The organism is Micromonospora sp. NBRC 110038, from assembly GCF_020884815.1.
In the GTDB taxonomy this organism is placed as follows: Bacteria; Actinomycetota; Actinomycetes; order Mycobacteriales; family Micromonosporaceae; genus Micromonospora; species Micromonospora haikouensis.
This window is the reverse complement of record NZ_BBOL01000003.1, coordinates 425,034-439,835: the sequence shown is the minus strand read 5'-3', so window position 1 is coordinate 439,835 and position 14,802 is coordinate 425,034. Positions and strand designations below refer to the sequence as shown.

Here is a 14,802-nt window from a genome sequence, read left to right as displayed (position 1 = left end):
CGATCAGCAGAGACCGACCACCGCTAGCAAGGAACAACCGGGCAGCCAGTGCGGGAAGTGACGTACAGCGGTATTCCTACTGACAGTAAGTTACACCACTGTTACGCCCCATGCCGGGGGCGGTGCGCGTCCCGCAATTCGGGCATCCGCCGTCCGCCTGTGGGGACGGGTCGCTACCCGGCGTATGGGGCCGCCTCAGACGCGGGCGCCGTCGTCGGGGTCGTCGTCGGAGTCGCCGGGGCGCAGCCGCCAGATCAGCGTCACGAAGCCGGCCAGGATGCCGGTGAAGCCGAGCAGGGTCACCACGGACGGGTCCACCGGCAGCAACGTCGGCTCCAGGAAGAGCACGAACCCGGCGACGATGGCCAGCACGCCGGCCACCGCGTACTTGGAAACGCGGGGCAGCGGCGGTGGCGGCGGCGGGGTGTAGCGCTCGTCGGCGTCGTCGGGCAGGCCGGCGCCGAAGGTGTCCAGCCCGTCCAACAGGGACGGCTCGTCCTGCCGTCCCCCGCCGACGGAGACGCCCGAGACGTCGGCGGCCCACGGCAGCCGGCGTACGTCGGTGGCGGTGCCGCCCTCGTCCGCGCCGACCCGGCCGGTCGTGCCGGCCGGCTGCTCGTCGGGCTCGTCGTCGATGTCCTCGGCGGCGGGCCAGGGGTGCGCCCCGGCGGCCGGCGCGGTGTGGAAGCCGGCCACGATACGGGCCCACTCGGCGTCGACGTCGGGCTCGTCGCGGGCCGGCGCGGCCGGGGCCTCCTCGGCGAGCTGGGTCAGGTAGTCGCGCGCGGTCGTCAGGTGGGAGCGGTCGACGTAGAGCCGGTCCACGGGGCGGGCCGGGACGGTGGTGGTGCGGGTGACCGGGTTCAGGTCGGCCGACGGCTGCAGGTACGCGGCGATGCCGCCCGCGGCCAGCACGTCGAGCAGGTGCTCGCCCACGCGCGGATCCACGTCGCCGGCGACCGCGTACTCGCTCGCGTCGAGCCCGTTGTCCCGCCGTCCCCGGCGGGCCCTACCCGCTGACACCGGACACCCTCCCTCGCGCACCTCCCGGTGCGGTAAGCACCCGACGCCCCGCACGCCGTGCCCTGAATCGTGACACGTCAGGGCCCCCTTCCGGGAGTGCGTTGTGGCGCGCCGTACGAAGTAAGGCCCCTGCCGCAGGTCGGGGCGGGGCCTCAATGTCGGTTTTCGCTAATCGCTTGCCAACAGAAGCCCCGCGCCCCGGCCCACCACCAGCACCGCCCGGCCGACCCGCCCCTGCCGACACCTACGCAGCTGAGTCGAATACGACATCACCCCCCCGCCCCACCCCACCCCCACCGTCCCGCCCAGCCCACCGTCCCACCGTCCCACCGTCCCACCGTCCCCCGGGCCGGTGATCAAGAGAAAAGCGTCAGAGTTGATCTCTGCGATGACACAATTCTCTTGATCACCGGCCCGGGGGGCAGCACGGGCGGGGGTCGGCAGGGGGGGCGCGGAGGCGCGGGAGGGCGGAGGCGCGGAGGCGCGGAGGCGCGGGCGGGGCGGGAGGGGCGGGGAGGGGGCTTCGGGTGGTCGGTGATGTCGTATGTGACTCAGCTGCGTAGGCGCCGCATCGCAGGTGCGGCTCTCGCCCCCTCGCGTTCTCGCCTACATGGCGGAGGGCGGTTGCCCCGCCGGGCGGCCTGTCTCGTCCTCAGTGGTCGGGCGGGATGGCCTTGTCGCCCGTGAATCCGGTGGACGCGGTATGCCGGTGGACCTGGCAAGCCCCGGTGGATCCCGTTGACCGGGGGATCCGTCGCCGGGCCTGGTCGCTGGGCCTGGTCGCCGGCCTGGTCGGCGGGCCCGGTCGGCGGGGCTAGTCGGTGGTGCCGGCTAGCCGGAGCAGGCCCGGGGCGTGGTTGCGGGCCGCGAACCCGCGCACCTCGGCCAGCACCTGCGCCGCGCCCGCCGGGTCCACCTCGCGCAGGGTGGGCACCGACAGCGCGGCGGCGAGCACGTGGTCGGTCAGGTCGCCCATCCGCCGGTACTGCTCGGCCGCCGACCGGAACAGCTTGGCGGCGGCCCGGGCGTCGCCGGTCGACCCGGCCAGCGCGGCCTCCGCCGCCTGCCCGGCGGCCCGGGCCCAGGGCGTCATCCGGGGCGCGGAGGTCAGCAGCCGGCGCACCCGGCGGGCCGCGTCCCCGCCGAGCACCACCGCGACGTGGCCGATCGCCGGCACCCACTCGGCGAACGGGATCTCCCGGGTCCGCCGCCAGTCCTCGTCCAGCTCGGCGAGCAGCCGCAGCGCCTCGGCCTCACGCCCCTGCACGGCCCGGCACAGCGCCGCGTGGGCCAACGTGGACCGCAGCACCCGGTGGAAGCCGGACCGCCGTCCGGCGGCCACCGCCCGCTCCACCTGGTCCGGCCCGCCGCCGTCGGCCGGGGCCTCCGGGTCGCCGCGCAGCGTCCGCATCCAGCCGGACACCGCGACGATGTGCATGTCCCACTCGCCGGTCGGCCGGCGCGTCGACTCGGCCGCCAGGTCCGCCGCCGCACCCCAGTCCCCGGCGTAGTACGACCGGGCCCACTGGTCCTCGAAGCTCGCGGTGAGGCTGTGCTCGCCGCCGAGGTCCAGCGAGCGCTGCTCGTCCACCAGCCGCGCCGAGCCGGCCAGGTCGCCCTCCTCCTGCAACGCCCAGGCCAGGTTGTGCACCGCCCGCCGGCGGCTGGCCAGCCGCTCCACCCGGCAGTGCTCGGTGATCTCGACCAGCTCCGCGTACGCCTCCGGCACCCCCGACAGGTAACGGGCCACCGCGAGGGTGATCCGGGCGCTCGCGCTGACCTCCCGCAGCTGGAGCCGCTCGGCGAGGCCCGCCGCGGTCCGGGCCGCCGCGCACGCGGGCTCGGTCTCCGCGTTGAGCATGTGCACCCGGGCCAGCTCCAGCAGGGCGCTCGCCTTCTCCTCGCTGTCGGGCAGGTCGGTGTAGATGCCGATGGCCCGGTCCAGGCAGCGCAGCGTCTCGGCCCGGTCCGCCCGCCGCCACGCGGCGGTGGCGAGCAGCGTCCAGGCCCGCGCCGCCCCCGTCGGCTCGCCGGCCCCGGCCAGCTCGCCGGCCAGCCGGGCCAACCGTGCCGCGCCGCCGTCGACGAGGAACGCGTCCCCGTCGCGGAACAGCGCCAGCTCGGCGTCGAACAGCTCCAACGTCGGCTCGGGTCCGCCGGGCAGGGCCAGCGCCCGCCCCATCAGGGTCGCGGCGGTGTCCAGCGCGTGCAGCTCGTACGCCCGGCGGGCCGCCCGGTGCAGCGCGGCCCGCGCCGCCGGCACGTAGGGCGTGGTGTCCAGCCCGACGGTACGGGCGATCTCGTGCGCCGCCCAGCGGTGGTTGGCGAGCACCTCGACCAGGTCCTGCTGCCGGCCGTCGGTGACCTGCTCCAGCCAGTCGGCGGTGCTCTGGTGGCGCGCCACCCGCTCGGTGCGGGGCAGCCGCTGATAGCACACGTCGCGCACCAGGACGTGCCGGAAGCGGTACTCGGGCTGGCCCGGCATCGTCGAGCTGGGCTGTTCGTACACTAGGTCCCGGCGCTGCAGCCGGCCCAGCGCCCGCTCCACCCACCGCACGGGGCGGCCCAGCGCGGTGGCCACCGGCCCCGGCCAGAACTGCACGCCGACGACGGCGGCGGCCTGGAGCACGGCCCGGTCGGCCGGGTCGAGCAGGTCGAGCCGGTTGGCGATGACCGCCTGCACCGTGCGCGGCATCTCCGGCGTACGGGCCGGGTCGGCCCGCCCGGCGGGGTCGACGAGCCCGCCGTCGAGCAGCATCCGGGCGTACTCCTGGGCGTAGAGCGGGTTGCCGTCGGCGAACTCGATCAGCGGCCCCCGGGACGCGGGCAGCAGCGCGGACTGCCCGAGCAGCAGCGAGTAGAGGGTGTCGATGTCGGAGTCGTGCATCGGCGGCACCGAGATCGACATCGCCCCGCTGATCGTGCCCGTCCAGGCCGGGTGCCGCTCCCGCAGCTCGGGCCGCGCGGTCGCCAGCACCAGCAGCGGCACGCCCCGGGCCGCCGCGCCGAGCTGCTCGACGAAGGCGAGCATCGCCTGGTCTGCCCAGTGCATGTCCTCGAACACCAGCACCGTCGGGCCCGCCGCGGCCAGGGCGAGCAGGAACCGCCGCCAGGACGTCTCGGTCTCGCCCGGGGTGAGCCGCTCGCCGGGCAGGCCGATGAGCGGGCCGAGCGGGTCGGCCAGCCGCACGGCGTGCGGGTCGCCCAGCCGGGCCAGCCGCTGCCGCAGCCGGTCGCCGAGCGCCGCCGGGTCGTCGACGTTCGACACGCCGACCCAGCCCTTCACGATGTCGGCGAGCGCGGCGTACGTGACGTTCTCGCCGAACGGCGGGCACTGCCCGACCAGCCAGGTGATCGGCGGGCCGGGCAGGCTGGCGGCGTGCCGGGCCAGCTCGCGCAACAGCCGGCTCTTGCCCACCCCCGCCGAGCCGAACACCGTGACGAGCTGCGAGGTGCGCTCGGTCACCGTGCGGTGCAGGGCGTTGACCAGCAGGCCGCGTTCGTGTTCCCGGTTGACCATCGGGGTCAGCTCGGCGGTGGTCAGGTCCCGCTGGGGCAGCGCCCGCACGGCCAGCCAGATCCGGCTGACCGCGGAGCGGCCCCGCAGCGTCACCGGCGGCCGGTCGGCGTACTCCATGTCGTGCCGGGTCGCCGCCCAGGTGCTCTCGTCGACGACCACGCCGCCCGACGGCGCGAGCGACTGCAACCGCGAGGCGGTGTTGACCACGTCCCCGGTGACGAAACCCTGCCCGCCGTCGCGGGCGGCGGACAGGTCGACCAGCGCCTCGCCGGTGGCGATGCCGACCCGGAAGCCGAGCGGCGGGTGCGGTCCGGCCGGCTGGCGGGCCAGGTTGCGTTGCAGCTCCAGCCCCGCCCGTACGCAGCGCAGCGCGTCGTTGTCAGTGGCCACGGGCGCCCCGAACAGCGCCATCACCGCGTCGCCGATGAACTTCTCGACCACTCCGCCGTACTGGTGCACCAGCCGTCGTACCGTGGCGAAGTAGGCCTGCTGGAGGTTGCGGGCCTGCTCCGGGTCGGCCCGCTCCGCGTACGTCGTGAAGTCGACGATGTCGATGAACAGGACGCTGACCTGCCGGCGGTCCTCCTGCACCACCACCGGCCGGTCCCGCAGCGGCTGCCCGCAGCTGGTGCAGAAGTTGGCCTCGACGCTGTTGGCGTGCCCGCAGGTGGCACAGCCACGGGTCAGGGCCTGCCCGCACCCACCGCAGAAGCGGTCGTCCGGACCGGCTTCGCGTGAGCAGTGTCCACACTTGAGGTCGATGGTCGGCTCCAGAGCGCGAGGTGGGCCCAGTATCGCGCCAGGCGGCAGAGTCGGCTACCCGATATGCAGGCGGATCGTGCGCCCGACCGGGTCAGACTAACCTTCCGCTCAGGACATGAACGCCAGGAGAGTGCCGTGCACGTACGACTGTCAGCCGCGTGGACGGACCCGCGAGGCACCCTGTGGGCCCCGGGCGACACGGTCGACGTCGATGCCGTCACTCTCGCCGCATTGGAGGAGCAGGGCATGGTAGACACGCCGGACGGTCAGGGCACCGCCCCCGACCAGGGCAGCACGAAGACCACCACGACGACCAAGCCGACCGACCCGACGAAGATCGGCCCCGGCCCGAGCGCGCCGCCCGCGGACGAGCCGGGCAAGTGATCCGACGCTGACGCCGGCCGCGCCCCTGGTGGACGTGGCCGGCGTCAGCGCTCAGGCCGGCGTGGGCCGTCGCCCGGGCCGGCGTCAGCGGCCGGTCAGCGGTCGCTCATGCCGGCGCGGCGGCGCAGCGCCGCCACGTCGGTGACCACGATCCGGCGGCCCTCCGTGCGCAGCCAGCCCCGGCTGGCGAAGGACCCGATGGCCTGGTTGACGCTCTGCCGCGAGCCTCCGGCCATCTCGGCGAGCTGGCTCTGGTTGAGCTCGATGGTGATCATCGGGGCCTGGCTCTCGCCGGCCAGCCGCACCAGCGTCTTGGCCACCCGGCCGGGCAGGTCGAGGAAGACGTGGTCGGCGTTCTGCTCGGTCAGCCGGCGGATCAGCCCGCCGAGGGAGCGCATCACCGCGTCGAGGATGCGCGGGTTGGAGTGCACCAGCTCCATGAATGCGGGCCGGGACAGCGCGAGGGCGGCGCAGTCCTCGATCGCCTCGGCCGACGCGGAGCGGGTGGAGGCGTCGAGCAGGGAGACCTCGCCGAGGACGTCCGGGGGTCGGATCACCGACAGCACGGCCCGCTCGCCGGTCGGCGCGGTGCGGAACACGGCCACCGCGCCGCGGCGCAGCACGATCAGGGACTCGCCGGGGTCGTTCTCGACGAAGAGCAACTGGCCCTTGCGGTACGTGCGCGGCACCGCCGCCGCGATCACCCGCTGCCGCACCTCCCGGCTCCAGGCCGGCGAACATCTCGACACCCGTGAGCGCGTCACCCGGCTCCGGCAGGCGCATCTCCACGGCCCAACCCCTCCCCGGTAAAGGACCTCAACTCGCGGCCGGGTGAACCCGTCAGCCCCCGCCGCGAGGTCGCGAACCGGTTCGGTGTCCGGTAGCGGCACTCATCAGATCATGACGGCCCGGTCGCCCGCTGTACACCCCCGGCGACACTTCCGTAACAGTCCCGAGCTGCGGCGCAGGGGCGTCGCGGCGGGCGCGGCCCCCGGCTGGCGGCCGGTGGCGTCGGTGGGCGAGGATGGCGGGCGATGGTATACCGCTACTTCTACGACTGCGAGTTCATCGAGGACGGGCGCACCGTCGACCTCGTGTCGATCGGCGTCGTCGACGAGAACGGGCGCGAGTTCTACGCCGTCTCCACGGAGTTCGACGACTCCCGCGCCGTGCCCTGGGTGCGCCGCAACGTCCTGGACCGGCTGCCCTCGCCGGCCGACCGGGCCTGGCGGTCGCGGGAGCGGATCCGCGACGACCTCTACGACTTCCTGATGGAGCCGATCCGGGGCCGGCCGGGCGAGCAGCTGGAGCTGTGGGCCTGGTACGCCGCGTACGACCACGTGGTGCTGGCCCAGCTCTGGGGTTCGATGCCGGGGCTGCCCCGGGAGATCCCCCGGTTCACCAAGGAGCTGCGCCAGCTCTGGGACGACCGGGGCCGGCCGCCCCTGCCGAACGCCGACGCGGCCCGGCACGACGCGCTGGTCGACGCCCGGCACAACCTCGCCCGCTGGCGTGCGATGACGGCCCGCTGATCAGGTTTGGCGGGTGCTCTCCGGGGCACCGGGTCGGCGTCGAGCCGATCGAGGGAGTGCCACCATGAGCAGTGAGCCGACCAGCGCCGCCGACGCCCGCAGCCGGGTGACCGAGCTGGTCCGCGCCGCGCGGATCTGCATGCTGACCACCATCGGGCTGGACGGCCGGCTGGTCAGCCGGCCGATGGGCCTGCAGGAGGCGGAGTTCGACGGCGACCTGTGGTTCTTCGCGTACGCCGACTCGGCCAAGGTGCGTCAGTTGCGGGTCAACCCGGAGGTCAACGTGGCCTTCGCCGACCAGCGCAACCACGCCTGGGTGTCGGTCGCCGGCACCGCCCAGGAGGGGTACGACCGCAGGCACGCCGAGCGGCTGTGGCACCCGCTGCTGAAGACCTGGTTCCCGGCCGGCCTGGACACCCCGGGGCTGACCCTGATCAAGGTGCACGCCGGCTCGGCCGAGTACTGGGACTCCCCGGGCGGCACCGTCGTCAACCTGCTCGGCCTCGCCAGGGCGGCGGTGACGGGGAAGCCGCCGAGGGCGGGGGAGAACCGCGAGGTGACCTTCTGAGCGGTGGACGCCTGCCCGGGGCGCGCTGCCGGCGGATTGTCGCGGCGGCTACAGTTCGCAGGGACGGCCCGCCCCGGGCCGGCAACGGTGCCGAGGTCTGATCCGACACTTATCCTGGGGCAAATCGGGCTTCACCTGATGCTCCAGGAGGATGAGCAGATCATGCGTATCGGCGTGCTCACCGGCGGCGGCGACTGCCCGGGTCTCAACGCGGTTATCCGGGCGGTGGTCCGCAAGGGCGTCGCCACCTACGGTCACGAGTTCGTGGGCTTCCAGGACGGCTGGAAGGGCCCGCTGGAGGGCCTGTCCAAGCCCCTCGGCATCGCCGAGGTGCGGGGCATCCTGCCGCGCGGCGGCACCATCCTCGGCTCGTCCCGCACCAACCCGTTCAAGATCGAGAACGGCGTGGAGCGGATCAAGGAGAACCTCGCCGCGCAGGGCGTGGACGCGCTGATCGCGATCGGCGGCGAGGACACCCTGGGCGTCGCCACCAAGCTGCACGAGCTGGGCGTCAACGTCGTCGGCGTGCCCAAGACGATCGACAACGACCTCGGCGCCACCGACTACACCTTCGGCTTCGACACCGCCGTCAACATCGCCATGGAGGCGATCGACCGGCTGCACACCACCGCCGAGAGCCACCACCGCACCCTCGTCGTCGAGGTCATGGGCCGGCACGCCGGCTGGATCGCCCTGCACGCCGGCCTGGCCGGCGGCGCCAACGTCATCCTGCTGCCCGAGCGGCAGTTCGACGTCGAGCAGGTCGCCGGGTACGTCGAGAAGCGCTTCCAGCACCAGTACGCCCCGATCGTCGTCGTCGCCGAGGGCGCCCAGCCGCTCGACGGCCAGATGGTCCTGCACAACCAGGAGCTGGACGCGTTCGGCCACGTCCGCCTCGGCGGCATCGGCCAGTGGCTCGCCGAGCAGCTGGAGGCCAAGACCGGCAAGGAGGCCCGCACCGTCGTGCTGGGCCACATCCAGCGCGGCGGCACCCCGACCGCCTTCGACCGGGTGCTCGCCACCCGGCTCGGCCTCCAGGCGATCGACGCCGCCCACGAGGGCGACTGGGGCAAGATGGTCGCCATGCAGAGCACGGACATCGTCCGGGTGCCGCTGGCCGAGGCCACCCGCGAGCTGAAGACCGTGCCGCTGGAGCGCTACGAAGAGGCCGAGGTCTTCTTCGGCAGCTGACGCCAACCCGGCGCGCGCGGCGGTTCCCCGTGGAGCCGCCGCGCGCGCCGCTCGGCCCCGCCGCACGGCGGGCCACGAAAGGGGTACGACCATGGCGGTGGGCGACCACACCGTTGCGGTGATCGGCGCGGGCAAGATCGGCGAGCTGATGCTCTCCGGGCTGCTGCGCTCCGGCTGGCCGGTGGGCCGGCTGCTGGCCACGGCCCGGCGGCCGATCCGCGCCGAGGAGCTGGCCACCCGCTACGGCGTACGGGTGGTCGACAACCTGACCGCCGTCGGCGAGGCCGACGTGCTGGCCATCGCCGTCAAGCCGCAGGACGCCGCCGCCCTGCTCGACGAGATCGGGCCGAAGGTGCCCGCCGACAAGCTGGTCATCTCGCTCTGCGCCGGCCTGCCGACCGGCTTCTTCAACCGGCGGCTGCCCGAGGGCACCCCCGTGGTGCGGGTCATGACCAACACCCCGGCCCTGGTCGACCAGGCGATGAGCGCCATCTCGGCCGGCGCCCACGCCACCGGCGAGCACCTCGCCCTGGCCGAGGAGATGTTCACCCCGCTGGGCGCGACCGTCCGGGTCCCCGAGTCGCAGCAGGACGCCGTCACCGCCCTGTCCGGCTCCGGGCCGGCCTACTTCTACCTCCTGGTCGAGGCGATGGTCGACGCCGGCATCCTGCTCGGCCTGCCCCGTCAGGTCGCCCACGAGCTGATCGTGCAGACCGCGATCGGCTCGGCGGTCATGCTGCGCGACTCCGGCGAGCACCCGGTCAAGCTGCGCGAGGCGGTCACCTCGCCCGCCGGCACCACGATCTCCGCCATCCGCGAGCTGGAGAACCACGGCGTACGCGCGGCGATGCTCGCGGCCCTCGAAGCGGCCCGCGACCGCGCCCGCGAGCTGGCCGCCCAGTCCGAGTGAGGTCGACGGGCGATGCCAGACGTGGGGGCTGACGACGTTCCGGATCTCGGCCCGCTGCCCGAACGCGTCGCCGTCGACGTGGCCCAGGTGCGCCGGCTCGTCGCCGGCCAGTTCCCGCACTGGGCCGACCTGCCGGTCGAGCCGGTCGCCGACGGCGGCTGGGACAACTGGACCTTCCGCCTCGGCACCGGCATGTCGGTACGCCTGCCGAGCGCGGTCGAGTACGCCGAGGCGGTCGCCAAGGAACACCGGTGGCTCCCCGTGCTCGCCCCCCGTCTCCCGCTGCCCGTCCCCACCCCGCTGGCGAAGGGCGGGCCCGGCGAGGGCTACCCGTACGCCTGGTCGGTCTACCGGTGGCTCGACGGCGAGACCGCGCGGGCGGACCGCATCGCCGACCCGGTCCGGTTCGCGCTCGACCTGGCCGGGTTCGTCGTGGCCCTGCAGGGTGTCGACGCCGCTGACGGTCCCCGCCCGGGCCGGCACAACTGGTATCGCGGCGGCACCCTGCGCACGTACGACGGGCTGGCCGACCGGGCGCTCACGGCTCTCGACGGGCGGATCGACGTGGGCCTGGCCGGCGAGGTCTGGCGACGCGCCCTGGACGCGCGCTGGGACGGTGCGGAGCGCTGGTTCCACGGCGACCTCGCGCAGGGAAACCTCCTGCTCGACGACGGGCACCTCGCGGCGATCATCGACTTCGGCACCTGCGGAGTCGGCGACCCGTCCTGTGACCTGGCGATCGCCTGGACGCTGCTGACCGCCGAGGGCCGGCGGGCCTTCCGGGAGCGGCTGGCCGTGGACGACGCGACCTGGGCGCGCGGGCGTGGCTGGGCGCTCTGGAAGACCCTGGTCAGCTATGCGAACGCGCCGGATGTCGGCGAGGCGGCGGCGAACTCACGGAGGATCCTCGACGAGATCTTCGCCGAGTACACCAACGGCGACAGTCGGTGAAGCCCCTGCGCCGGCCAGGCGCCCGTCGCGTCGTCGCACGGTGACTGCCCCAGATCTCGGTAGGTCAGCGATCTTGGTACGAAACGGCCCCCAGAGGGGCCGAAATCTACCAAGATCTACTAGTAGCGGGCACTGACGTTTCGTCGTGACGGCTGCCTGACGCAGGAACGAGTACTGGCAGCTCAGTCCGAGTGACGATCGGGCTTCCGTGGGATTCGGGTCGCCACGCATTCTCAGCGTGGGCCGTGCGCAACCCCGTTGATCAGATAGCGGAAACCGCCGTCGGTAGCAGCGGCCACGGCATTGTCAAGGCGCTGCCAGACGTAGGGGCGAAGAGTCGCTCTGGCGTCATCCGGTGAAATGAAACGGAATTCCAGCAGCTCACCGTCCGCCAGCCGCAGTGATCTTGCCTGCTCACCGGTAACCATGCCGCAGTCGAAAACGAACATCAAACTGTCGTCCCACGGGCCGTGCGGAGCCACCCAGTCCACCACCAGCAGCCGTCCGGCCCTCACCTCGACTCCCAGTTCCTCGCATAACTCGCGCTCGGCGGCCTGGTGGGGAGTCTCGTTCGCCTCGACCATCCCGCCGGGAAGGTCCCAATCCGGCTTGTACCGCGGGTTGACGAGCAGGACGTGGCCCTGTTCGTTTCTGATCAGGACGTCTGCGCCGACCCGCTTGCGGGCCTGCTTCGCGTTGCCCTCCGCCAGATATGCCTGCCACGCAACCGGATCCCGCTCGTAGAGCGGGCGATCATCCGAGCTGTTCGTCACCGGCTGCTCCTGACCGTAGCTCACCCACTGTGCCGATCCATGATCGCTCGTGGATCGTGTCGCGGAGACGGTCGAGGAGCGGCGGAACCTCGGCACACGCCTTCGCGTGAGATCCGAAGAGTATCGAAGCGTGTTGTAGTTGATCGATGATGACGCCTGATCCGAGGCCAGCGATCTCGTCCAGCACAGCATGGGTTGCGACGCACGCCTCGTCGATCTGGCCCTTGCCGAGCAAGACCGTGACCAACATGAGTTGAGCCAACGCGCGACTTCTGACCCTATCGGCCGGGCTGACGGCCAGCGCGGCCTGGAGCCGGCGCTGGGACTCGGCCAGATCACCGACGCGAAGGAGGCAGCGCGCAGCCTCGATGGCGAACGAAGTCACGTCGAAGGGACTCAACCACTCTGATGTGCCCGTGATCGGCTTGTGCAACGACGCCTCCGCGTCGGCGAGCGCTCGGGTGGCGTCGACCGGTTGGCCGCCAATGGCGAACCCGCGTGCCTGCATCGCCAGAAGCCGGGCCTGGAGCCGGCCGTGCGACGGAGCCTGCCGAAGACGTTCCAGTCCGTTCCGGGCGTGGAACAGCGACCCGCGCGCGTCGCCGCAGTGGTTGGCGAGATGACTCAGCCCTGCGTGAATCTGCGCTACGAGATGGTGGTCCTGGCTCTTCTCCGCAAAGGCGAGGGCTTCGCCGAGGTGTCGGCGGGCAGGACCTGCGCCACCGGAGTCGTGCGCCATCCACCCGGCCATCTCGTTGAGCGAGGCGGCAGCAGCGAGTGCTGCCTTCCCTGGTGTGCTGGCCCCAACGGGTACTGGTTCGGCGACCCTGCCTGCAAGATAGGCCGTTACTGTGGCGTACAGATGACCGCCGCCAACTCGGCGGTCAGCCAGCCGGAGTGACCGTACGAAGTTCAGGTGCTCGTCCCTCGCCCCCTGCCGTTGGTGGTCTCTGGTGCTGGCCGAATCCGCGTTGGGGTTGATCTCGCGGTTGTTCCTCGTTGACCTGAGGCTCGGCTTGCCCGCCCCGGCGAAGCTGATGGCCTTCCCGCCCTCATGACCTGCGGGCAACGCGAACCACAACAGGCGAGGGGGGATCTGTAGGAGCTGCGCCCAATGCGCGAGGCGGTCGAGGTGAACGACCGCTGGGCCGTTCTCGATTCGGCTGAGCTGAGCCTGCGAGAGGCCGAGCCAACGGGCCACGATTTCCTGGGGCAGTGGGTGACGACCGTGGTAAGGGTGGCAGCGGTAGGCCCGGATGGCCCGTCCCAAGTGACGTTTGGCCAGCGCCTGCCGGATCGGCCCGTGGTCCCAGAAGGAGTTTGGCAAGGCAGGCGGTGAGGCAACGCGGTTTCGTTCGGTGGCCTGGCAGGGCCCGCAGCGCCCGCTGGTGTTGTCGCGGGCGAGCCTTCCACCGCAGCGGGGGCAGTTGGCGTTACGTCCCGGCGATCTCGCCATGGTCGGGCGTCTCCGTCCATCGTGGGGTGCGCTGAGCCTATCCATTCAACTCGTTACGTGAGCGTTCGGCATACGCCGCGTGCATATCGGAGAACTCCACTTGCGTGGGATGCGTGTCGACCATCTGTTGGCAGTCATGCCGCTGGCTCTCGCGTGCCGCGAACCTGTCGGCATGGGCCCGGGGCGGGTGCTGGGCACCGGTGGGGCGCGGCCCCCAGCGCGTCCGCCGTCCCCGTCCGCCCCGGTGCCGCCCGACCTCGCGATCCCGACGGAAGGACTCTCCATGACAACGATGCCGGGCACCTGGCGGTGGGCGTGACCGGGCTCGGGCCGTACCCGATCGAAGCGCTCGGGTCGGCGGGGGTGCGCGACGCGGTGGCCCGCTGGTTGCGGCTGGTGGCGGCGGACGCCGAGCTGGCGCCGTACCTCGTCGGGGTTGATCGGGCCCGGCTCGCCGGGCACCTGGCGCTGACCCTCACGGTGGCGCTCGGCGGGCCGGCGGGCGACATCGCGCGGCCGGCGGCCGGGGCGTGGCGCGGCCTGGGCCTGACCGAGGAGCAGCACCGCCGCGTGGTCGATTATCTGGCCGGGGTGCTGTGGGCGCTCGACGTGCCGGCCGGCGCGGTGGACGCGGCCCGGCGGGCCTTCGCCGACGAGGCCGGCGCGTGACCGCCGCCCTGGCCGCGTCGTGGTCCACCCTGCTGCGGTACGCCCGCGCGGCGGCCGACGACTTCTGGTGCGCGGTCGAGGAGCGCTGCCCGGGGCGGCTGCCGGCGAAGGAGGCGGCCGTGTTCCTCGCGGCGCTGGGGCGGCTGGCCGCCGGCGGCGACGACCCGGCGGGGCGGGCGGCGCTGCTGGCCGTGCTCGGCCACGCCTACCGCCGCCATCGCCTGCTGCCGCACCAGGCTGCGGTGGAGGCCGCGCGGCGGGCTTCGGCGGCGGTGACCCGCGCCGCCGAGCGGGCCGGCGGCGGCCCGGCCTGGTGGCCGGCGCAGGTCATCGGCCACGACCGGCCCGCCGAGGGCGTCGCGATCCTGACCGTGCGCCCCTGGCGACGCCTGCCCTTCCGACCCGGCCAGGCGGTGCCGGTCTGCACCGAGCGCTGGCCCGGCCGGTGGCGCTGGTATTCCCCGGCCAACGCGCCGCGCCCCGACGGCACCGTGGAACTGCACGTCCGGGCGGTCGCGGCCGTCTCCCGCGCCCTGGTCCACGAGGTACGCCCCGGCGACCCGATCTGGCTCGGCCCGCCGCGCGACGTCGGGCTGGGCGTCGACCCGGCCTCGCGGGCGGACCTGCTGCTGGTGGCCGGGGGCACCGGCCTCGCGCCGCTGCGCTCCCTCGTCGAGCAGGTCGCCGCCGCACCGGCCGGGCGGCAGGTGACCCTGGTCGTCGGCGCGCGCGCCTTCGTCGACCTCTACGACTCGGTCAGCCTCGACAAGCTCCAGCGCGCCCACGACTGGCTGACCCTGGTGCCGGCGTTGTCGCACGACCCGCTCGCCGGGGCGGGGGAGCGGGGCGACGCGCTGACCGTGGCGCTCGACCACTACCGGCCCGGCCAGGAGGTCTACCTGTGCGGGCCGCCGCCGATGCTGGCCGGGTCGCGGCTGCGGCTGCTCGCCGCCGGGGTCCCGGCCGAACACATCAACCTGCCGTTTTGTCCGCTTACGGGGGCTGAAGCCTAAGGAATTTCCGGAGGAATTCCTTACAGGTTCCGCAGGGGTGTGTAGGGTTT

The 14,802-nt window shown here is 73.3% G+C and carries 12 protein-coding genes and 1 pseudogene; 8 read left to right on the top strand and 5 right to left on the bottom strand.

The genetic code is table 11. The annotated features are described in order from the left end of the window. Positions 1–195: 195 nt before the first annotated feature. Both LPU61_RS13625 and LPU61_RS13620 read right to left on the bottom strand, forming a co-directional pair. Positions 196–1,023, bottom strand: coding sequence for a hypothetical protein (locus tag LPU61_RS13625; RefSeq protein WP_043967206.1), 828 nt, complete (start codon positions 1,021–1,023; stop codon positions 196–198). An 814-nt stretch (positions 1,024–1,837) separates the two neighbouring features. Then, positions 1,838–5,317, bottom strand: coding sequence for an adenylate/guanylate cyclase domain-containing protein (locus tag LPU61_RS13620; protein WP_374199677.1), 3,480 nt, complete (start codon positions 5,315–5,317; stop codon positions 1,838–1,840). 234 nt (positions 5,318–5,551) lie between these two features. On the opposite strand from LPU61_RS13620, the gene LPU61_RS13615 reads away from it, so the two are divergent. Continuing rightward, positions 5,552–5,689, top strand: coding sequence for a hypothetical protein (locus tag LPU61_RS13615; RefSeq protein ID WP_228987051.1), 138 nt, complete (start codon positions 5,552–5,554; stop codon positions 5,687–5,689). A gap of 95 nt (positions 5,690–5,784) precedes the next feature. Here the strand turns inward: LPU61_RS13615 and LPU61_RS13610 are convergent. Continuing rightward, positions 5,785–6,478: pseudogene (locus tag LPU61_RS13610) on the bottom strand (Crp/Fnr family transcriptional regulator). Positions 6,479–6,723: 245 nt separating this feature from the next. Here LPU61_RS13610 and LPU61_RS13605 point away from each other — a divergent pair. From LPU61_RS13605 to LPU61_RS13585, 5 genes are all read left to right on the top strand, one after another. After that, positions 6,724–7,221 (top strand): polyadenylate-specific 3'-exoribonuclease AS, encoded by a 498-nt coding sequence (locus tag LPU61_RS13605; RefSeq protein WP_043967210.1) that lies wholly within the window; start codon positions 6,724–6,726, stop codon positions 7,219–7,221. A 64-nt stretch (positions 7,222–7,285) separates the two neighbouring features. After that, positions 7,286–7,789, top strand: a complete 504-nt coding sequence (locus LPU61_RS13600) for a pyridoxamine 5'-phosphate oxidase family protein (RefSeq protein ID WP_229405089.1) — start codon at positions 7,286–7,288, stop codon at positions 7,787–7,789. Positions 7,790–7,951: 162 nt separating this feature from the next. Then, positions 7,952–8,980: a 6-phosphofructokinase gene (locus tag LPU61_RS13595; protein WP_043969293.1), complete on the top strand. Its 1,029-nt coding sequence runs from the start codon at positions 7,952–7,954 to the stop codon at positions 8,978–8,980. Positions 8,981–9,071: 91 nt separating this feature from the next. Then, positions 9,072–9,890 (top strand): pyrroline-5-carboxylate reductase, encoded by an 819-nt coding sequence (gene proC, locus LPU61_RS13590; RefSeq protein ID WP_043967215.1) that lies wholly within the window; start codon positions 9,072–9,074, stop codon positions 9,888–9,890. Positions 9,891–9,902: 12 nt separating this feature from the next. Further along, complete coding sequence (locus LPU61_RS13585) at positions 9,903–10,841, top strand: aminoglycoside phosphotransferase family protein (protein ID WP_229405088.1); 939 nt, start codon at positions 9,903–9,905, stop codon at positions 10,839–10,841. A 233-nt stretch (positions 10,842–11,074) separates the two neighbouring features. On the opposite strand, the gene LPU61_RS13580 is transcribed toward LPU61_RS13585, so the two are convergent. After that, on the bottom strand, positions 11,075–11,614 hold the full coding sequence (locus LPU61_RS13580; protein WP_229405087.1) for an NUDIX hydrolase: 540 nt from the start codon (positions 11,612–11,614) through the stop codon (positions 11,075–11,077). Beyond that, the gene (locus tag LPU61_RS13575) at positions 11,595–12,815 is read right to left on the bottom strand and encodes a helix-turn-helix domain-containing protein (RefSeq protein ID WP_229405086.1); all 1,221 of its coding nucleotides are present in this window, start codon (positions 12,813–12,815) and stop codon (positions 11,595–11,597) included. Before LPU61_RS13575 ends, LPU61_RS13580 begins: the two co-directional genes overlap by 20 nt. Positions 12,816–13,385: 570 nt before the next feature. Between LPU61_RS13575 and LPU61_RS13570 the strand changes: the two genes are divergently transcribed. Both LPU61_RS13570 and LPU61_RS13565 read left to right on the top strand, forming a co-directional pair. Beyond that, positions 13,386–13,739 carry a hypothetical protein gene (locus LPU61_RS13570; protein WP_229405085.1) on the top strand — a complete coding sequence of 118 codons (354 nt, stop codon included), beginning with the start codon at positions 13,386–13,388 and terminating at the stop codon, positions 13,737–13,739. Then, a complete protein-coding gene (locus LPU61_RS13565; protein ID WP_229405084.1) occupies positions 13,736–14,752 on the top strand; it encodes an oxidoreductase in 1,017 nt (338 codons plus the stop codon). Before LPU61_RS13570 ends, LPU61_RS13565 begins: the two co-directional genes overlap by 4 nt. Positions 14,753–14,802: the final 50 nt, after the last annotated feature.

Coding starts and splice junctions, on each gene's coding strand:
- LPU61_RS13615 (WP_228987051.1), top strand. CDS start 5,552: ATGGTAGACACGCCGGACGGTCAGGGCACCGCCCCCGACCAGGGCAGC.
- LPU61_RS13605 (WP_043967210.1), top strand. CDS start 6,724: ATGGTATACCGCTACTTCTACGACTGCGAGTTCATCGAGGACGGGCGC.
- LPU61_RS13600 (WP_229405089.1), top strand. CDS start 7,286: ATGAGCAGTGAGCCGACCAGCGCCGCCGACGCCCGCAGCCGGGTGACC.
- LPU61_RS13595 (WP_043969293.1), top strand. CDS start 7,952: ATGCGTATCGGCGTGCTCACCGGCGGCGGCGACTGCCCGGGTCTCAAC.
- proC (WP_043967215.1), top strand. CDS start 9,072: ATGGCGGTGGGCGACCACACCGTTGCGGTGATCGGCGCGGGCAAGATC.
- LPU61_RS13585 (WP_229405088.1), top strand. CDS start 9,903: ATGCCAGACGTGGGGGCTGACGACGTTCCGGATCTCGGCCCGCTGCCC.